General features: G+C 48.6%; 21 protein-coding genes, 1 pseudogene and 1 other annotated feature. Of the genes and pseudogenes, 19 read left to right on the forward strand and 3 right to left on the reverse strand.

Translation table 11 applies throughout. The annotated features are described in order from the left end of the window. Positions 1-88: 88 nt before the first annotated feature. From EKM73_RS10945 to EKM73_RS10955, 3 genes are all read right to left on the reverse strand, one after another. Positions 89-895 (reverse strand): aldo/keto reductase, encoded by an 807-nt coding sequence (locus EKM73_RS10945; RefSeq protein WP_125701909.1) that lies wholly within the window; start codon positions 893-895, stop codon positions 89-91. A gap of 196 nt (positions 896-1,091) precedes the next feature. Continuing rightward, on the reverse strand, positions 1,092-1,778 hold the full coding sequence (gene rpiA / locus EKM73_RS10950) for a ribose-5-phosphate isomerase RpiA (RefSeq protein WP_125701910.1): 687 nt from the start codon (positions 1,776-1,778) through the stop codon (positions 1,092-1,094). A gap of 5 nt (positions 1,779-1,783) precedes the next feature. After that, positions 1,784-2,122 (reverse strand): acetyltransferase, encoded by a 339-nt coding sequence (locus EKM73_RS10955; protein ID WP_125701911.1) that lies wholly within the window; start codon positions 2,120-2,122, stop codon positions 1,784-1,786. Positions 2,123-2,394: 272 nt separating this feature from the next. Between EKM73_RS10955 and EKM73_RS10960 the strand changes: the two genes are divergently transcribed. The 19 genes and pseudogenes from EKM73_RS10960 to EKM73_RS11050 form a co-directional block, all read left to right on the forward strand. Beyond that, positions 2,395-2,934 (forward strand): dCTP deaminase/dUTPase family protein, encoded by a 540-nt coding sequence (locus EKM73_RS10960; RefSeq protein ID WP_125701912.1) that lies wholly within the window; start codon positions 2,395-2,397, stop codon positions 2,932-2,934. Positions 2,935-3,028: 94 nt separating this feature from the next. Beyond that, entirely contained in the window at positions 3,029-4,405 is a 1,377-nt protein-coding gene (gene radA, locus EKM73_RS10965; protein ID WP_125701913.1) for a DNA repair protein RadA, read from the forward strand. Positions 4,406-4,746: 341 nt separating this feature from the next. Continuing rightward, positions 4,747-5,913, forward strand: a complete 1,167-nt coding sequence (locus EKM73_RS10970; RefSeq protein ID WP_125701914.1) for a PIN/TRAM domain-containing protein — start codon at positions 4,747-4,749, stop codon at positions 5,911-5,913. 150 nt (positions 5,914-6,063) lie between these two features. Further along, on the forward strand, positions 6,064-7,554 hold the full coding sequence (gene gltX / locus EKM73_RS10975) for a glutamate--tRNA ligase (protein ID WP_125701915.1): 1,491 nt from the start codon (positions 6,064-6,066) through the stop codon (positions 7,552-7,554). A 447-nt stretch (positions 7,555-8,001) separates the two neighbouring features. Then, positions 8,002-9,414: a cysteine--tRNA ligase gene (cysS, locus tag EKM73_RS10980; protein ID WP_125701916.1), complete on the forward strand. Its 1,413-nt coding sequence runs from the start codon at positions 8,002-8,004 to the stop codon at positions 9,412-9,414. Further along, entirely contained in the window at positions 9,414-9,830 is a 417-nt protein-coding gene (locus tag EKM73_RS10985) for a Mini-ribonuclease 3 (protein WP_125701917.1), read from the forward strand. Before cysS ends, EKM73_RS10985 begins: the two co-directional genes overlap by 1 nt. Beyond that, positions 9,830-10,600, forward strand: coding sequence for a 23S rRNA (guanosine(2251)-2'-O)-methyltransferase RlmB (rlmB, locus tag EKM73_RS10990; protein ID WP_125701918.1), 771 nt, complete (start codon positions 9,830-9,832; stop codon positions 10,598-10,600). Before EKM73_RS10985 ends, rlmB begins: the two co-directional genes overlap by 1 nt. 22 nt (positions 10,601-10,622) lie before the next feature. Continuing rightward, positions 10,623-11,174 (forward strand): NYN domain-containing protein, encoded by a 552-nt coding sequence (locus tag EKM73_RS10995; RefSeq protein ID WP_125701919.1) that lies wholly within the window; start codon positions 10,623-10,625, stop codon positions 11,172-11,174. A gap of 386 nt (positions 11,175-11,560) precedes the next feature. Next, the gene (locus EKM73_RS11000) at positions 11,561-12,130 is read left to right on the forward strand and encodes a sigma-70 family RNA polymerase sigma factor (protein WP_125701920.1); all 570 of its coding nucleotides are present in this window, start codon (positions 11,561-11,563) and stop codon (positions 12,128-12,130) included. A 74-nt stretch (positions 12,131-12,204) separates the two neighbouring features. Further along, entirely contained in the window at positions 12,205-12,354 is a 150-nt protein-coding gene (gene rpmG, locus EKM73_RS11005; RefSeq protein ID WP_125701921.1) for a 50S ribosomal protein L33, read from the forward strand. Between the two features lie 51 nt (positions 12,355-12,405). Further along, a complete protein-coding gene (gene secE / locus EKM73_RS11010) occupies positions 12,406-12,582 on the forward strand; it encodes a preprotein translocase subunit SecE (RefSeq protein ID WP_020088137.1) in 177 nt (58 codons plus the stop codon). A gap of 122 nt (positions 12,583-12,704) precedes the next feature. Further along, positions 12,705-13,256 (forward strand): transcription termination/antitermination protein NusG, encoded by a 552-nt coding sequence (gene nusG, locus EKM73_RS11015; protein ID WP_020088138.1) that lies wholly within the window; start codon positions 12,705-12,707, stop codon positions 13,254-13,256. A gap of 142 nt (positions 13,257-13,398) precedes the next feature. Next, positions 13,399-13,824: a 50S ribosomal protein L11 gene (rplK, locus tag EKM73_RS11020; RefSeq protein ID WP_057732912.1), complete on the forward strand. Its 426-nt coding sequence runs from the start codon at positions 13,399-13,401 to the stop codon at positions 13,822-13,824. 97 nt (positions 13,825-13,921) lie between these two features. After that, positions 13,922-14,620 carry a 50S ribosomal protein L1 gene (gene rplA / locus EKM73_RS11025; protein ID WP_125701922.1) on the forward strand — a complete coding sequence of 233 codons (699 nt, stop codon included), beginning with the start codon at positions 13,922-13,924 and terminating at the stop codon, positions 14,618-14,620. A 72-nt stretch (positions 14,621-14,692) separates the two neighbouring features. Further along, positions 14,693-14,817, forward strand: a sequence feature (ribosomal protein L10 leader region). Between the two features lie 25 nt (positions 14,818-14,842). Continuing rightward, positions 14,843-15,349 carry a 50S ribosomal protein L10 gene (gene rplJ, locus EKM73_RS11030; RefSeq protein ID WP_125701923.1) on the forward strand — a complete coding sequence of 169 codons (507 nt, stop codon included), beginning with the start codon at positions 14,843-14,845 and terminating at the stop codon, positions 15,347-15,349. A 57-nt stretch (positions 15,350-15,406) separates the two neighbouring features. Further along, on the forward strand, positions 15,407-15,772 hold the full coding sequence (gene rplL / locus EKM73_RS11035) for a 50S ribosomal protein L7/L12 (RefSeq protein WP_125701924.1): 366 nt from the start codon (positions 15,407-15,409) through the stop codon (positions 15,770-15,772). Positions 15,773-15,970: 198 nt separating this feature from the next. Next, complete coding sequence (locus EKM73_RS11040; RefSeq protein ID WP_125701925.1) at positions 15,971-16,639, forward strand: hypothetical protein; 669 nt, start codon at positions 15,971-15,973, stop codon at positions 16,637-16,639. A gap of 226 nt (positions 16,640-16,865) precedes the next feature. Then, the gene (locus EKM73_RS11045) at positions 16,866-17,462 is read left to right on the forward strand and encodes an NADPH-dependent FMN reductase (protein WP_125701926.1); all 597 of its coding nucleotides are present in this window, start codon (positions 16,866-16,868) and stop codon (positions 17,460-17,462) included. Positions 17,463-17,660: 198 nt separating this feature from the next. After that, positions 17,661-17,871: pseudogene (locus tag EKM73_RS11050) on the forward strand (hypothetical protein); the annotation flags it as partial.

Raw genomic sequence — 17,871 nt, forward strand, 5'->3', positions numbered from 1 at the left:
TTAAAAGGGCCTCTCAATACGACGGGTATCGAGAAGTCCTTATTAGAAAACGCGTTAACTTTAAGGTTACTTGAATAACTAGCCCAGTTTAATCGTAGTTAAGGTGCTTGTCCTGATCGAGGGCGTTGATTTCAGCGATTTCAGCGGCAGTTAAGTTAAAGCCGGAAATTTCAAAGTTTTCCTTGACCCGTGCTGGTTTTGAGGACTTAGGGAAGACCACGAAGCCCGTGTCGACTTGCCACCGTAAAACAATCTGAGCGGGTGACTTGCCGTATTTTTCAGCTAACTTGGTAATCACGGGGTCTTCGAGAATCAAGTGACCGTGACCAATTGGGGAGTACCCTTCGTTGATCAGACCGTTGTCCGTGTCGAACTTGCCTAACTCGGCTTGTACCTTGTAAGGGTGGCGTTCGATTTGGTTGACCATTGGCTTAACCTTAGCCATGGCGAAGACTTGTTCGAGTTGGTTTTCGGAGAAGTTTGAGACACCGATAGCTCGAACCTTTTTTTGTTGGTAGAGGGTTTCTAGGGCCCGCCAAGTATCCAAGGTCAGATCGAAGTTTTCTTCGTTAGGCCAGTGAATCAGGTATAAGTCCAAGTAGTCCAACTGTAAGTCGGCTAACGTCTTGTCAAAAGCAGCCAAGGTCTTGTCGTAACCTTGATCAGCGTTCCAAACCTTAGACGTGATGAATAGGTCGGACCGGTCGATGCCGGAGGCCTTGATAGCTGCGCCCACGGCTGGTTCATTGCCGTAAATGTGTGCACAGTCGAGATGCCGATAGCCAGCGTCTAAGGCCGTCTTGATGGCTGCGGGGACGTCCTTGCTGTCAATTAAGTAAGTTCCGAATCCTAACATTGGGATGGTAACGCCGTTGCTTAATTGTGTCGTTTCCATGTAATTACCTCGCTCTACAAATATTTTAAAGCATATAAACACATACATTCATGATACACTACTGTGCCAATAGTTTCATGGATTAACCCTTGTTGTGTGCGATAGGGGGTGAAATAAGCGGGATTAGAAAAGTCACCCAGCCGATTCCATCATTAGCATTGGCTGGGTGACTTTTAATACGTTAATTTAGCAAAGATTAGTCGCGCGCGTTCAAGACTTCTGGACCGTCTTGACGACCAACGATAACCGTGTTAACCGTGTCCAAGAACAGACCGTGTTCAACAACACCCACGATGCCATTTAAGGTGTTGGCTAATTCGTGGGGATGGTCGATGCGACCCAAGTGTAAGTCGATGATATAGTTCTTGGAATCAGTCAAGACATGGCTACCGTCTTCGTTCATCCGGAAGCTAGGGTGTAAGTCCATCTTGTCTAACTTTTCCAGAACGTGGCTGGAACCGAATGGAATAACTTCCAATGGCAATGGGAACTTGCCCAAGTGGTGAACCATCTTGCTTTCGTCGACGATCCACATGTTCTTTGTGGAGTTGATAGCAACGATCTTTTCCCAAAGGTGAGCGGCACCGCCACCCTTGATCCCTTGGAAGTTGTCGTCGATTTCGTCGGCGCCGTCGATGGTTAAGTCGAGGTGATCAACTTCGTCCAATTGCTTGATCGTAATACCAAGAGATTCGGCTTGCTTAGCGGAACGGTCTGACGTAGCGACCCCCACGATGCTCAAGCCTTCCTCTTTGACGCGCTTACCTAAAGCATCGATCATGTAGCGAACGGTCGAGCCGGTCCCGATTCCTAAAATCATGCCATCCTTTACGTACTTGACGGCTTCTTGGCCAACGAGGGCTTTTAATGCGTTTTGATCCATCTTAACTACTCCTCTTCTATGTGTTCTGGGTGTAAGGCAACTGGTCGCACGGCATCCGCACCGCTAACGGGCAATTGATGTGCCGCTAGGAAGTCGGCGGGGTGGGCCGCAAAGTAACGTTTGGCGTACGGGTCCAGTAATTTCACGCTGACTTGGGCGGTCGTTGCCAGTTGGGTAAAACGTTTTATCAGTTGCTCAGCTAACGTGGTAGCGGGCTGGGCAGGGCGCACAAAGATTTGTTCGAGAACCCACGTGGATTCGTCTAAACAAAGGTAGTGGAGACTTGCCAATAGCCGGCTATCGTCAACGATTGCCAGCTCACCTGGATGTTCCGTAATCGTCATGGTTACTTGCTCCTTTCGTGACCAGATTCACTCCTAATTCTGGTCTATCCACGTGGCCTTGTCAACTAATTTTCGCTGGCGGATAATTTTGCTGGCATTCTCATGGAAAGGTAGGTACTCTAGTAAGAGGTTAGTCGAAATCTGACCTAATTTGTATTTTGATTACAGGGTGTTAGAATGAACAGTCATGGCGTCAATATGAACCATGATCAATTATAAAAAATAATGACTATTAATTTAGAACTAATTATAGAAATAAAAGGAGTGTCACAATGCATCGAGGATTTGAAATTGTCAGTAAATATGAAGCACAAGATATCAAGGTTCCTTACCGCACAACACAACAGGCCGCGGGATATGATTTTGAGTGTGCTGAGGACTTTACGTTGCCCTCTATTTGGCGGCACGACCTACTCCACGCCTTCAAGCGGCTTTGGCACCGTGATCCGCTGACGACTGAAGAATTGGTCGCTGGGCAACATAACTTGAAACCGTGGTTGGTGCCTACGGGAGTCAAGGCCTACATGGAACCTGGTGAGGTTCTTTTACTGGCGAACCGGTCGAGCAATCCCCTGAAGCACAACTTGATTCTGCCCAATGGGGTTGGGGTGATCGACGCGGATTATTATAATAATGAAAAGAACGAGGGCGAGATCTTTGTTCAATTGGTCAATGTTGGGCTGAAAGATCAAGTTATTAAGAAGGGACAACGCATTGCCCAGGGGATTTTTATGCCATTTTTACTGGCCGATGGGGAACAGATTCCAAGCCAGCAACGCATTGGTGGTTTTGGGTCCTCTGATCGCAACTAAATCTTTACATTTGAAGCTGATAGACTAGTGGGGAAACACCCCCGAGATATGCTAAAATGAAAGTGCTGAAAGTAAACGGATAAGGGGGATGAACGTGGCTAAAACGAAAACAAAATTTGTCTGTCAGAACTGTGATTATAGCTCCCCCCGGTATCTGGGACGCTGCCCGAATTGTGGGGAGTGGAACACCATGGTCGAAGAGGTCATCACACCGGCTGCAGCCAAGCCTCAGTCAACGCGAACGACGGTGACTGGCGAGCATTCTAAGCCGCAACTGATGAATGATATCAAGCACACGACGGAAATGCGGGTCAAGACCCAAATGAACGAACTCAATCGTGTGTTGGGTGGTGGTATCGTGCCGGGTTCACTGATCCTGATCGGTGGAGATCCTGGTATTGGGAAATCAACTCTGCTACTCCAGGTATCCGGCCAGTTAAGTGCGACCGGGGGTAAGGTGCTCTACGTCTCTGGGGAAGAAAGTGCCTCACAGATCAAGATGCGCGCTGACCGATTGGTCGTCAACAGCGACAATCTTTACCTCTATCCGGAAACGGACATGGCCAGCATCCGGGCTAACATCGAGGAGATGCAGCCGGATTACGTGGTCATTGACTCCGTCCAAACGATGCAGGCGCCCGGAATTGAATCGGCGATCGGGTCTGTTTCCCAGATTCGGGCGGTCACCGGTGAACTGATGCAGATTGCCAAGACCAACGGCATTACGATCTTTGTCGTGGGTCACGTGACCAAGGGTGGCGCGATTGCTGGTCCTAAGATTCTGGAACACATGGTGGATACTGTGTTGTACTTCGAAGGGGACCTGCATCACACTTACCGGATTCTGCGGGCGGTCAAGAACCGTTTTGGCTCGACTAATGAACTAGGGATCTTTGAAATGCGTGAGGGTGGTCTGTATGAGGTAGCCAACCCCTCGGAAATATTCTTGGAGGAACGCCTCGAGGATGCGACCGGCTCGGCCATCGTGGTCTCGATGGAGGGGACTCGGCCCATTTTGGTTGAAGTGCAAGCACTGATTTCACCATCCGTCTTCGGTAACGCCCAACGTACGTCGAGTGGGCTGGACCGTAATCGAGTGGCCTTGTTGATGGCTGTGCTGGAGAAACGGGCTAACCTGATGCTTCAGAACCAGGATGCTTTCCTGAAGGCCGCTGGTGGCGTGAAGCTGGATGAACCAGCGATTGACTTGGCGATTGCCATGAGTATCGCTTCCAGTTATCGCGACACTGCAACGGAGCCCAGCGATTGTTTCGTGGGTGAGGTGGGGTTGACCGGTGAAATTCGCCGAGTCAGCCGTATTGAGTCTCGAGTAGCGGAAGCCAAGAAGCTCGGGTTCAAGCGAATTTTCGTCCCTAAGAACAATATGCAAGGCTGGAATCCACCGACCGGCATCAAGGTCGTCGGGGTCTCAACCCTGCGGCAGGCTTTGAAACTGGCGCTGGATATTTGATCTGTGAACGTTTTAGGTAGTGGGCGCGTGACGAGCTGACGCGTTTCACATGATTTCGACAGTCATGGTTGTGTTCCTGCAAAGCACTATTGAAGCCGTAGAGTCGGTGAAAATGAACCCAGCTGTGGGACTTCTCTTAGCGGCGGACTGTGCCGGTTAGAGAAGTGGTGTGGCTAAGACGCGTTTTACAGCGGCTTGGACACAAGCCTAAAGGCCGTTCTATGGCTTTAGGCGTCCGCCCTCAGCGTCACGGTTCATTTTCACCGGCTCGGAGGCGCTGTCAATCTCAGTTTTAGCTTAATCAGTATTACAAAGAAATCAATTTGAAAGGAGGTGAACGTATGCGTAAGAAAACAGTTATTCTCGTGATCTTCGCCATCCTAGGTGGTGTCATGGGGGTCGCGTATCTTTCCCGCTTCTGGCACGTCATCGGCATGACCAGTCCGCTTGTCAACAACATCTTAGTTAACATTTTAGTTGGTGCAATTATTTTCCTCATTCTGGGGTTGTTGTTTGCCGGACTGATCATGCGGGTGGTCAACAAGCTTGAGGCCTATCTCAACAAGCAGAATCCAATGACGATTCTCTTCGGTAGTTTGGGTGCAATCATTAGTTTGGCGCTGGCCCTACTGATTTCATCGTTTCTTTTCCGAGTGCCATCGTTCTTCATCAGTACCTTCATTCCATGGATTTTGATGCTATTGTTTGGGTATCTTGGCTTCCGAATCGGGACGCGGTTGAGTAAGGTGCGAGCCGAAGAATGGCGCAAGTTGTTCCAGTCACGGAGCAAGAAAGCCAGCGAAGAAGAGTCTAAGAAGGTCATCGATAAACAAACGGAGCCCAACTTCCATCACTATAAGATCTTGGATACCAATATTTTAATTGACGGCCGGATTTATGACCTGGCTAAGACGGGGTTCCTGGAAGGGACGCTGTTGGTTCCCAATTTCGTGTTGTATGAATTGCAGTACATCGCGGACTCCAGCGACTCCATCAAGCGGGTTCGTGGCCGCCGGGGCTTGGATATCTTAAACAAGCTGCAGAACGAAAATATTATGCCGATTGAAATGTACGAAGGTGACTTCGAGGATATTCCCGAAGTCGACAGCAAGTTGATTCGACTGGCCAAGGAAAATGGTGGGGTGATCGTCACCAACGATTACAACTTGAACAAGGTTATTCAGTTCCAAAATGTTCAAGTCCTCAACATCAACTCCTTAGCTAACGCCTTGAAACCACGGGTAATTCCGGGTGAGAACCTCCACGTCATGGTGGTTAAGAACGGGACCGAACGGCAACAGGGGGTCGCTTATCTCGATGATGGCACGATGGTCGTCGTCGAAGATGGGAAGTACTTCATCAACAAACAGTTGGATGTGGTGGTGACAAGTGCCATCCAGACCGATGCTGGGCGGATGATCTTTGCCAAGCCCGTGCATTCTAGCAGAAACATCGAAGAGGATGCCGGGGGCAAGGATCAGTCGAAGAAGCAGAAACGGTCACGGTAAATAACCGCTTACTTGAGATTTCTGGGAGAGATTAAGGGTCACACCTTTATTTTTCCGGTTGGTCATTGTACACTAAGAACAATGTGTCATCACGCAGATGACAGTTAACACCTAAATTACGTAAATAATGGAGAAAGAGGCGCAAACGTTTTGGCGAAAAATTCAATTCGGGTTCGGTACGCACCGAGTCCTACCGGTCATTTGCACATTGGTAATGCCCGGACAGCGATCTTTAATTACTTATTTGCCCGGCACAACAAGGGTAAGTTCATCATCAGAATCGAAGATACCGATACTAAGCGGAACATCGCGGATGGTGAAAGAAGCCAACTGGAAAACCTGAAGTGGTTAGGCTTGGACTGGGATGAAGGTCCCGATGTTGGTGGCGACTACGGTCCCTACCGGCAATCAGAACGGCGCGACATTTACACGCCACTGATCCAACAACTGATCGATGAAGGCAAAGCTTACGAATCTTACCGGACGGAAGATGAATTACAAGCCGACCGTGAAGCTCAAAAGGCCCGCAAAGAAATGCCACATTACGAATACGAATATGCTGGTATGGATGAAGCTGAAAAGCAAGCTGCTATCGATGCTGCTAAAGCTAAAGGCTTGAAGCCAGTTATTCGTTTCCGCGTGCCTAAGGATGAAATCTTTGCTTGGGACGACATGGTTAAGGGGAACGTTTCCTTTAACTCTGACACCATTGGTGGGGACTTCGTCATTGCTAAGCGCGATGGGATGCCAACTTACAACTTCGCTGTTGTTGTTGACGACCACAAGATGGCCATTAGCCACGTTTTCCGTGGGGACGACCACGTTGCCAACACGCCTAAGCAATTGATGATCTACCAAGCCTTTGGTTGGGATGCACCTAAGTTCGGCCACATGAGCCTGATCATCAGCAAGGACACGGGTAAGAAGTTGTCCAAGCGTGACGAATCTGTTCTCCAATTCATCGAACAATATCGTGACCTCGGTTACCTGCCAGAAGCCATGTTCAACTTCATTCTGTTGTTGGGCTGGTCTCCAGTTGGGGAAGATGAAATCTTTAACCGGAAGCAATTCATCAAGATGTACGATGAAACGCGTCTGAGTTCATCACCCGCAACCTTTGATAGCGACAAGCTGGACTGGTTGAATAACCGTTACGTGAAGGATGCTGATCAAAGCACTATCGTCGACTTGGCCATGAAGCAATTGATCAAGGCGGGTAACATTCCTGCCAACCCAGACACGAACACCATCGAATGGTCGCGTCAGTTGATCAACCTGTACAAGCAACAAATGAGCTACATGGCACAGATCAATGATATGGCTTCCGTCTTCTTCCAAGAACCAGAACAAGTTTCTGGCGACGCTCTGGAAGAAATCAGTAATGACACGGCCCCCGTTGTCTTAAAGGCATTCGCTGAAGAAATCGAAAAGCTCGATTTGTTTGACTCCGTAGAAATCTTCCACGTGATCAAGCGGGTCCAAGCCAAGACCGGTATCAAGGGTCGTCAATTATGGATGCCAATCCGGATTGCCGTTACCCACGAAATGCACGGTCCAGAATTACCTGAATCAATCGAATTAGTCGGCCGCAAGACCGCATTACAACACATTCACCAAACTTTGGCCCAACTAGAAGGCTAACGTTTTGGTAAAGAAGCCGAATGAGGGGCCATTGGCCGTCCATTCGGCTTTTTGCTAACCGCTCTGGTATGCTACAATGGAGCTAACTCATTCGACATCCTTGGGTTGGCGGTTATGTCGCCTCCCGGGTGGTTTTGAAGATGCTGATTGGATACCAATGTGTGCGTCAGTTCATATCATTATATGAGTGACAATTGCGTAGGGGGATAGGTCAGTGTAAGCCGGAGGTTGGTTCTGGAGATGCTCAGGTGTGTCGTTTTCCTTGGCTGAGTGATTTACTCGGTCTAGGAAAAGGCCAAGCTTGAAGACTCGTGTTTTTTGGCGAGGCTTCAAGTTGCGCCCACCCGTTCCAGTATCTCCAGAACCAACCGGGAGGCGAAATCAATTGCCCACTCAGCGATGTCGAAACGAAGCAATATATAAAGGTTACGCGAAAGGAGCCTCGCGATGCTCAAAGTATTTAATACCATGACCCGCCAGAAAGAGACCTTCGAACCCATCACTCCCGGAGTGGTTAACATGTATGTGTGTGGTCCGACCGTCTATAACTATATTCATATTGGGAACGCGCGGAGTGCCATTGCCTTTGACACGATTCGGCGTTACTTCGAATACCGCGGCTATCAGGTGAAGTACATTTCTAACTTTACTGATGTCGACGATAAAATGATCAATCAAGCGAAAAAATTAAACATTACCGTTCCCGAATTGGGTGATCGGTTCATCAAGGCCTTCAAGGAAGACACGGCGGCTCTAAACATTGAACCGGCAACCGCTAATCCACGGGCCACGGAACACATTTCCGAAATCATTGAGTTTGTGCAGGACCTGATCGACAAGGGCTACGCTTATCCAGTTGATGGGGATGTTTATTACCGGGCACACAAGTTTGCTCATTACGGTGAACTGTCCCATCAGAATTTGGACGAACTCGAGGAAGGAGCTTCCCAGCACACCAACGATGAAGAGACGGCTCGCAAGGAAGATCCCGTTGACTTTGCCCTCTGGAAGGGTGCTAAGCCGGGTGAAATCTCCTGGCCATCTCCTTGGGGTGCGGGCCGACCTGGTTGGCACATCGAGTGTTCCGTCATGTCGACGCACTACCTTGGTGACACCTTTGACATCCACGGTGGTGGCGAGGACTTAACCTTCCCCCATCATGAAAATGAAATTGCGCAGAGTGAAGCTAAGACGGGCAAGACATTTGTCCACTACTGGTTACACAATGGCTTCGTGACGGTTGGCGATGAAAATGAGAAGATGAGTAAGTCACTAGGCAACTTTGTGACGGTTCACGATATCTTGAAGACCATCGACCCACAGACGTTACGTTTCTTCATGGCCACGACCCAGTACCGGCGGCCAATTCAATATAACCAACGGAATTTGGACACGGCGGCGCGGAACCTGGAACGGCTGCAAACTTCGTACAATAACATGGGGTATCGTTTGAAGGACGCGGAAGAGGGCAATGATCCAAAGGTCGAACAGGAAATTCGACAGATCATCGCCGACTACAACGATGCCATGGACGATGACTTCAACGTGCAAAATGGGGTCGCCGAGGTTCATGACTTAGCTCGCTTAGGAAACGTGTATGCTGAACGGCCAGTGGTCTTTAGCGGGACGCTGACGTTTATTCGTCAGACCTTAGCCGACCTGCTGAGCGTGTTCGGTGTTGAACTGGCGGAAGCCGACTCACTGGATGATGATGGGATTCAGACACTGATCGATGAACGGTTGGCTGCCCGGAAGAACCGGAATTTTGAACGCAGTGATGAAATTCGTGAACAACTGAAGAGCCAAGGGATTATCTTGGAAGACACGCCCCAAGGGACGCGTTGGAGAAAGGGAAATTAATGACTGAACAAACAGAACAAGTCGATTTTCGACAATTAAACGGGGTCGCACTGGCCTACATGGGCGATTCCGCCTATGAAGTAATTATTCGTCAGCATCTGATTGCGGAGGGCTTGGCTAAGCCCAACCATCTGCAGAAGAAGGCGACCCACTACGTCTCAGCGAAGGCCCAGGCCGCACTGATCGACCTGATGGAAAAGGACGGCATTTTAAGCGATGACGAATGGACGATGTTTAAGCGCGGGCGTAATGCCAAAAGCTACACGCACGCCAAGAACACGGACGTCGTGACCTACCGGATTTCCACCGGGTTTGAAGCCTTAATGGGCTACTTAGCCCTCAGTGGACAGCAGGATCGGGTCAATGAGTTGGGTAAATGGTGCATTGAACAAGTAGAAGCGGGGCGGACTGAATAATGAATCCAGAAAACGAAACGAACGACGTATCCAACGACTTTGTGATCGGCCGGCACCCAGCCGTTGCCGCATTACGTAGTCAACAGACTATCAACAAGGTCTTTTTGCAGAGTGGTCTGAAGGCCGAAGCTATCGATGAAATTCGCCAATTGGCCAAGAAGCGTCACTTGGTGATTTCAGAAGTGCCTAAGCAAAAGCTGGACCAGCTGACGGATCATCAGAATCACCAAGGGGTCGTTCTCGGTGTCGCAGCGTTTGAATATGCTAGCATCGATGATCTCTTTGCCAAGGCTGAAGCAGCTGGTGAAGCACCATTCTTTCTGATTTTGGATGGTGTTGAAGACCCCCACAACTTGGGGTCCATCTTGCGAACAGCCGATGCCAGTGGCGTCCACGGGGTAATTATCCCGAAGCGCCGGGCCGTTGGCTTGACTTCGACTGTTGCCAAGACCTCGACTGGTGCGATTGAAACGGTGCCGGTTGCCCGAGTCACCAATCTGGTCAACACGGTTCACGACTTGAAGGAACGTGGCATGTGGATCTTTGGAACCGACATGGAAGGCTCTGACTATCGCGACTGGAACGCCAAGGGCGCCGTCGGCTTGATTATCGGTAACGAGGGTAAGGGGATTTCTCGCTTGCTTAAGGAGACCGTTGACGAGATGCTAACAATTCCAATGGTTGGTTCCGTACAGAGCCTGAACGCCAGTGTGGCTGCCGGCCTGCTGATGTATCAAGGCTTCAGTTCACGGCACCCAGTCCAACACTGAACGAAGGGATGAGCGTGGGAAAATGAAAGAAGATATTCTTATTGTCGACGCCTATAACATGATCGGCAACTGGCCCAAGCTCAACCGGCTCAAGCTCAGTGATCGGTTACCGGAGGCCAGAGATCTGCTCCTGTCCATGTTGGCAAATTATAAGAAGCTACGGGACGCCTCAATCACCGTGGTTTTCGATGCGATGTACGTGCCAGGCATTTCCAAGAGCTATAAGCAGTTCGACCTGGAAGTCGTCTGGACGAATCGTGATGAGACGGCCGATAGCTATATTGAAAAAATCGCTAAGGAACGTCAGACCCGGTTCACCCAGGTGACGGTTGCCACCAGTGACCAGGCGGAACAGTGGACCATCTTTTCAGAAGGGGCCTTGCGGATTCCTGCCGGGGAACTGTTGCGCGATATCGAACGGGCCCAGAACGAAGTCAAACAGACTGCCCGTGAGTTTGCCGATAAAGGGTTAGTACGTAAGTCGCCGTGGAACGACCAGCAGTTGTACAAGCTGGAAAAGTTACGGGACCAAATGATGGCGCGCCCTGACCGTGATCACCGGCCTAAGCACTAGCTGTCATAAGTTAGTGTGGACGGAGACAGTCCGTCTATAGAATACTAATGTGAAAAATCTAAAAGTAGTCGCACATTTTTCGAATATAAATTATTTTGTATTCGGTCATGTGACAATGAGCCGCTTCGACTAACCCTCAAAAGGATGGTCGAGTGGCTTTTTGCGTCTTATAGAAATGGTAGACGGCGTTTGGATAGTGAATTGTGCTAACTAACAGTTTGAGTGGTGATAGCTATCGACAATTAAGGACGAGTGCACGCCAATCAGAGATTGCTGGTAGACAGATGCAATTATAAAAAGATAAATTTTATTTAAACGTCCGTTCGCTCGGCAATGGCAGGGGCCTCCTTTAGACTAGAAATAGACCCAATAAGGAGGCTTTCCCATTGATCGACTTAAGTGATACGCAGCTTCTCTTTCTCATCCGTGAATCGCTGGATTCGCCCGCATTGCTGGTCCTATTTGAAAGGTATCGGCCGGTGCTGTTTAAGATTCAGAGCAAGTATTTCATTCCCGACCATGATCCTGATGACTGGGATCAGGAAGCCTTATTGGTGTTCTGTCGGGTCGTCCAGCGCTACGAAATCGAGCGAATGAAGAGCTTTGGCGCTTTCTACCGCCGGGCACTCCTATTTCGCGTATACGACCTGATTCGTCAGAGCCAGACTCAGAAGCGCATGGAAGATCGTTTAGCGGTTTCCTTGGATGCAAATCGGGTGTTTATCTGTGAAACAGTCAGGGATGCTCGGTGGGTGCTACGGGAAGCGCTAGAAGTGAAGGATGCCATTCGCCAGGTTGGGGAGCGCTTGTCAGGCATTGAGCAGGGGGTCTTCAACGATCTCTTGCAGGGGCAGTCGCTACAAGACATCAGTCAGACCCGCGCCTTGTCGTTGGCCCAGGTCACCAGTGCGGCCCACAGAAGTCAGATAAAGCTCCGGGAAGTCCTTGCCGAATGATTGACGGGTGGAGGAGACAATGGTAAACTACTCCAGTATGAGTTGAACATGATTTACTTAAAGGTGGTGGCAAGATGGCTCAAAGGAAAATTGCTCTGGCCTGTTCAGTATGTGGGTCGCGAAATTACACCATCACAGCGAGTGCGACCCGCACTAAGCGTCTAGAGGTTAAAAAGTTCTGTAAGGTTTGTGGGAAGCACACGTTACACCGCGAAACCCGTTAATGTGACTGATCGTAACGACAAACACACTACAATTTATTAGGAGGCAACACCATGCGTTTATTCCGTTTCTTTAAAGCGGTCGGACAGGAAATGAAGCAAGTTTCTTGGCCTGGTCCTAAGCAAACGCGGCACGATACTGGTACCGTTATTGGCATTTCCGTGCTCTTCGCGATTTTCTTCGCGGTCGTTGACTGGATTGTTCAGTACGGCTTAAAGTTCATCGCTTAGGTGAATTGTCAGTGGCCAAATATGGCCAGATATGGTATATTAGGTAGCAACAGGAACTTCGTGTATTGCGGAGTTTTTTTATTTTGGACGAAAAAGTCAATTATTAAAGGAGTGCACCACACATGGTTGAGTCAGCTGAAAAGCAATGGTACGTGCTACACACGTACGCCGGATACGAAAACAAAGTTATGGCAAACTTGGAATCCCGTGCCGAATCAATGGGGATGCAGGACAACATTTTCCGTGTCGTTGTTCCTGAAGAAGAAGAACACGAAGTTAAGAATGGTAAGGACAAGGTTACTATGGAAAAGACCTTCCCTGGCTACGTCTTAGTCGAAATGGTCATGAGTGACCAAGCTTGGTACATTGTCCGGAACACGCCTGGGGTTACTGGGTTCTTGGGTTCCCATGGTCAAGGTAGTAAGCCAACGCCACTGTTGCCTGACGAAGTTGAACGCATCTTACGCCGTGTCGGGATCTCCGCACGTCACGCTGAATTGGACGTTGCTCCTGGCGACTCCGTAACCATCGTGGATGGGGCCTTCAGTGGCTTAGTTGGTAAGATCACGGAAGTCGACAACGAAAAGATGAAGTTGAAGGTCAACATCGACATGTTCGGCCGGGAAACCAGTACGGAACTCAACTTCGATCAAGTCGATCCTATCCTGGGTTAATCTGGCTTTTTCAGAAAAGAACTTGTTGCAGTTAGTAAAGTGTGGTATGATTCTCAGGTATGCGTGATGCATATTTTTCAAAGTGGGAGGGGCAAACTAACAGCCCCACTTACCACACACGGACTCAAGGAGGTATTGTCTCGTGGCTAAAAAAGTAGCTAATGTCGTTAAATTACAAATTCCTGCGGGTAAAGCAACCCCAGCTCCCCCAGTTGGACCAGCTTTAGGTCAAGCAGGTATCAATATCATGGGCTTCACTAAGGAATTCAACGCTCGTACCGCTGACCAAGCTGGTATGATCATTCCTGTTGTGATCAGTGTCTATGAAGATCGTTCCTTTGATTTCATCACCAAGACCCCTCCAGCAGCTGTACTGTTGAAGAAGGCTGCTGGTGTTGAAAGTGGTTCCGGCGAACCTAACACGAAAAAGGTTGCAACTGTAACCAAGGATCAAGTTAAGCAAATCGCTGAAACTAAAATGCAAGATCTAAACGCAGCTGATGTTGAAGCAGCTATGCGCATGATTGAAGGTACTGCCCGGAGCATGGGCTTCACGGTCGAAGGTTAAGCTCAGTTTTCGGATAGTCGGACACTTCACGAAAATGAAATGTGTCAAGTGGGAGGTTTATCCGTTACAACCACATTTGCAAGGAGGAAAACACAAAATGGCTCACAAACGAGGTAAAAAGTATCAAGACGCTGCTAAATTGGTCGAGGCTGACAAGGTCTACACCATGGGCGACGCTGTTGATTTAGTTAAGAAGATGGATTTCGCTAAGTTCGATGCAACTGTTGAAGTTGCCTTCAAGCTTAACGTTGACACGAAGCAAGCGGACCAACAACTCCGTGGCGCATTAGTATTACCAAATGGTACCGGTAAGGAAACCACGGTAATCGTATTCGCTAAGGGTGACCAAGCTAAGGCTGCTGAAGCAGCTGGTGCTGACGTTGTTGGCGAACAAGACTTAGTAGAACGCATCCAAGACGGTTGGTTGGACTTTGACGTTGCTATTGCAACGCCAGACATGATGGCCCAAGTTGGTCGTTTAGGTCGGGTCTTAGGACCTAAGGGCTTAATGCCTAACCCTAAGACGGGGACTGTTACGATGAACGTCGAAAAGGCTGTTTCAGATGCTAAGAACGGACAAGTTACTTACCGGACTGACCGGGATGGTAACGTTGCTGTTCCATTTGGTAAGGTTTCCTTTGATGCTGACAAGCTTGCCGGCAACTTGAAGACCATTGCTGAAACGATTGCTCGCATTCGTCCAGCTGCTGTACGTGGGACTTACGTCCAACACGTTTCAATTTCTTCAACGTTCGGCCCTAGCGTCGACGTTGACATGGCTTCTTTATTAGCCTAAGTTAAAACGTAAATTAAAAAATCCCTTGCAGTGCATTGACAGTGATGTCGAAGTATTGTATGCTATTGAAGTTGTATTTAATAGATCCTACCTAAGACTCAGGTGGCCTAATGGTCTTAATTTCCTGCCGAGGCAGAAGTTTACTTAAACTTTTGACTCCTTATGTCTTGGTGGCATAGGGATTTTTTAATCCCACCAAACTTTTCCGGGAGGTGAAATAATTTGAGTGAACAAGCTATTGCTGTTAAAGCAAAAAAGGTTGATGAGGTTGTTGAGAAATTCAACAACGCCGTCAGTGCTATCGTTGTTGACTACCGTGGTTTAACTGTTGAAGAAGCAACTGAATTACGGAAGCAATTGCGTGAAGCAGGCGTTCATATGAGCGTTATCAAAAACAAGATCTTGGTTCGGGCTGCTGAAAAAGCTGGTTATGCAGATTTAAACGATCTGTTTGCTGGCCCTACTGCCGTTGCTTTCTCTGACGAGGATGCAATTGCTCCAGCTAAGGTTTTGAAGAAGTTTGCTGATGGTGTTGACGACCTTGAAATCAAGGGTGGTTTCATCGAAGACAAGATTGTCTCCGTTGACGAAATCAACACTTACGCAAGCTTGCCTAGTCGTGAAGACCTTCTTTCTATGCTGGCTAATGTCTTACAAGCACCAGTACGGAACGTGGCTTACGCTGTTAAGGCTATTGCTGAAAAGGGTGACGAAGGCGACGCAGCCTAAGTCCCTGATTCAAATTGAAACATAAAATATAAAACCCAATTATTGGAGGAAAATAACATGGCTTTTGATAAAGATGCTATCATCGCTTCTCTTAAAGAAGCATCAATTACTGACCTTAACGACTTAGTTAAGGGTATCGAAGACGAATTCGGCGTTTCTGCTGCTGCACCAGTTGCTGCAGCCGGTGCTGCTGGTGGCGACGCTGCTGCCAAGGATTCATTCGACGTTGAATTAACTGAATCTGGTGACGCTAAGGTTAAGGCTATCAAGGCTGTCCGTGAAATCACTGGTTTAGGTTTGAAGGACGCTAAGGGTCTTGTTGACAACGTACCATCTGTCATCAAGGAAGGCCTTTCAGAAGACGAAGCTAACGACGTCAAGGAAAAGCTTGAAGCCGCTGGTGGTGTGGTTACTCTTAAGTAATCACTTACACTTCGAAATTAAAGAAGTCGCTGCCTCCGGGTGGCGGCTTTTTGTTTTATCTTCCTCTCTAGGTGACCACGATGCGTTAGCCGGGGTAAGCTAACGTTTAAGTTATCATGCTATGATGGGGCTCAAGGGTTGAATGGCATAGCACTTACTCTTGGGATACATATTGATCGGAGAAAAGGGGAGCTTAGGATGCACAAAGGGATTTTACCGCAACTGTGGTTTTGGAGCGGTTTTGCTTTGAGCTTATATGTACTACTACTGATTTCAAGTATACCTGTGTTGGGATTGGTACGGTGGCCCGGGGTCCACGGCATGATCAACAACGCGGGAATTCGGATTCTGGTGACGCTGGTGTTAATGGTGATCAGCGCGCTTGCTATCTGGTGGTTTTATCGGTATCACACGAGTCTGTGGCTCCGACAAATTATCACACCACGCCACGTGTGGTGGACGCTGGGGGCTTCTGGTGTTGGCGGTGTAGCATTGGCGATCATTGCCTTTACGCTAACGCCATCACCACTGACGGTTCCGTTGATTCCGGGGGTGACCGTGGAACTAGTATTGAGTGGCTTCGCCGTTTTCGTGGCCTCGCTGCTGTTCGTGTGGGTGTTACAGGGGATCCTACAGGAACGACTCAATCGGTTACCGGATTTTCCAAAATGGGCGGCCGTACTGTTGCCGATTATTGCCTATATCCTGGTGTCTTGGGGGTCGCTCAGTGACAATCTGTCAGCTTTAGTCGTTGGCGGGGTAGTGGCTGGTATCTATCAGGTCACGCGCGACTGGCAGTGTTCCTGGCTGGCAATGTCATTGCTAACAATTGTGTCGCTGGGACTGCCACCCGTTGGATTAGGTTAAGTTAGTTGTGAGTGATCGGCGTATGTGCCGGTCACTTTTTTTAGAAATTAAGATGCCATATGGAAAAAGTATGTACTTACATTAAGTTGGTAATAAGTCTGGTGCTATGGGAATGGCGACAATTTTACTTACTTTTAGTTATCGGATGATTGACTAATTCTTATTGTGTTTAGTTAACCCCCATGGTAAGCTGACACACGTTGTTAACTAATTAGGAGGCCCACCCATGTCAGTAAAAATTGGTGTTATTCTCGGTAGTACCCGGACGAATTCGCTCGGTGAAAAGTTGTTCAAGTATCTGCAACAGACCATGCCCACCGCGGACGTTGACTTTACGTGGATTGATTTGAAAGATTACCCGTTGCCGTTTTATGACCACGCAGAGACGCCGTTGTCCGAGGCTATTCAAGGTCTGGCACCAATCGAGGAACAGTGGTTGAATGTGTTAAAGGCTCAGGATGGTTACGTCATTCTCAGTCCTGAGTACGATCACGCCATTACGGGGAGCCTCAAGAACGCTTTAGACTTTGTGGGTCCCGAGACCGATCACAAGCCCGTTCAAATCGTTACCTACTCCAAGTATAGCGATGGTGGGGCACTGGCTGCCGCGTCCGTCGTGGAGATTCTGCAGATGTTGAAGATGATGGTGCTGCCATCCCCAGTGCTGCTGTGGAATGCCGAACCTAACTTTACAGCTGACGGTACACTCGTCAAGACGGCGCCAAACAGCGATCACTTCGCTAAGCGCTTGGCGGCGGCGTTTGATGAACTGACTCACTATGCAACATTGATGAAGAACCATCCCTATCAGAGTAAATCATAATAATTCAAAGAGAGCTCGGGAGAAATTCCGAGCTCTCTTTTTAGGCAAAATTCAGTGAGTTGATCATTAACCTACGCCGTTCCGTATCAAAGAATTCATAGACTTTTTAGAAAGGCTGAAGATTTATCCGTATAGTAGTCAGATAAATTGTAATGGCGTAAGCTGAAGGTAATGATACGAAAACTAGGGGGACGTGCAATGAGTGACATGATTTTAGTAGTGGAGGACGATGAGGCGCTACTGGCATCGGTCAGTATGGATCTGCAATTCGAGGGGTACACGGTGCTGAACGCCAAGGACGGCCGCAGTGCACTGGAGGTCTATGAAAATAAGGTTCTATGTCAACTGTTGTTGGTAATTCTATTTATAAAGTTGTCTAATCCATTGAGATTAGGCAATTTTTTTGAGT

The sequence above is a fragment of the Levilactobacillus fuyuanensis genome (assembly GCF_003946395.1).
In the GTDB taxonomy this organism is placed as follows: Bacteria; Bacillota; Bacilli; order Lactobacillales; family Lactobacillaceae; genus Levilactobacillus; species Levilactobacillus fuyuanensis.

Bases quoted from the DNA above. Each gene is read 5' to 3' on its own strand.
- rpiA (WP_125701910.1), bottom strand. From the start codon at position 1,778: ATGGATCAAAACGCATTAAAAGCCCTCGTTGGCCAAGAAGCCGTCAAG.
- EKM73_RS10995 (WP_125701919.1), top strand. From the start codon at position 10,623: ATGAAAGAAGATATTCTTATTGTCGACGCCTATAACATGATCGGCAAC.
- EKM73_RS11045 (WP_125701926.1), top strand. From the start codon at position 16,866: ATGTCAGTAAAAATTGGTGTTATTCTCGGTAGTACCCGGACGAATTCG.
- EKM73_RS11040 (WP_125701925.1), top strand. From the start codon at position 15,971: ATGCACAAAGGGATTTTACCGCAACTGTGGTTTTGGAGCGGTTTTGCT.
- rpmG (WP_125701921.1), top strand. From the start codon at position 12,205: ATGGCTCAAAGGAAAATTGCTCTGGCCTGTTCAGTATGTGGGTCGCGA.
- EKM73_RS10960 (WP_125701912.1), top strand. From the start codon at position 2,395: ATGCATCGAGGATTTGAAATTGTCAGTAAATATGAAGCACAAGATATC.
- EKM73_RS10970 (WP_125701914.1), top strand. From the start codon at position 4,747: ATGCGTAAGAAAACAGTTATTCTCGTGATCTTCGCCATCCTAGGTGGT.
- cysS (WP_125701916.1), top strand. From the start codon at position 8,002: ATGCTCAAAGTATTTAATACCATGACCCGCCAGAAAGAGACCTTCGAA.
- EKM73_RS10945 (WP_125701909.1), bottom strand. From the start codon at position 895: ATGGAAACGACACAATTAAGCAACGGCGTTACCATCCCAATGTTAGGA.
- secE (WP_020088137.1), top strand. From the start codon at position 12,406: ATGCGTTTATTCCGTTTCTTTAAAGCGGTCGGACAGGAAATGAAGCAA.
- rlmB (WP_125701918.1), top strand. From the start codon at position 9,830: ATGAATCCAGAAAACGAAACGAACGACGTATCCAACGACTTTGTGATC.
- rplL (WP_125701924.1), top strand. From the start codon at position 15,407: ATGGCTTTTGATAAAGATGCTATCATCGCTTCTCTTAAAGAAGCATCA.
- rplA (WP_125701922.1), top strand. From the start codon at position 13,922: ATGGCTCACAAACGAGGTAAAAAGTATCAAGACGCTGCTAAATTGGTC.
- nusG (WP_020088138.1), top strand. From the start codon at position 12,705: ATGGTTGAGTCAGCTGAAAAGCAATGGTACGTGCTACACACGTACGCC.
- EKM73_RS10985 (WP_125701917.1), top strand. From the start codon at position 9,414: ATGACTGAACAAACAGAACAAGTCGATTTTCGACAATTAAACGGGGTC.
- EKM73_RS10955 (WP_125701911.1), bottom strand. From the start codon at position 2,122: ATGACGATTACGGAACATCCAGGTGAGCTGGCAATCGTTGACGATAGC.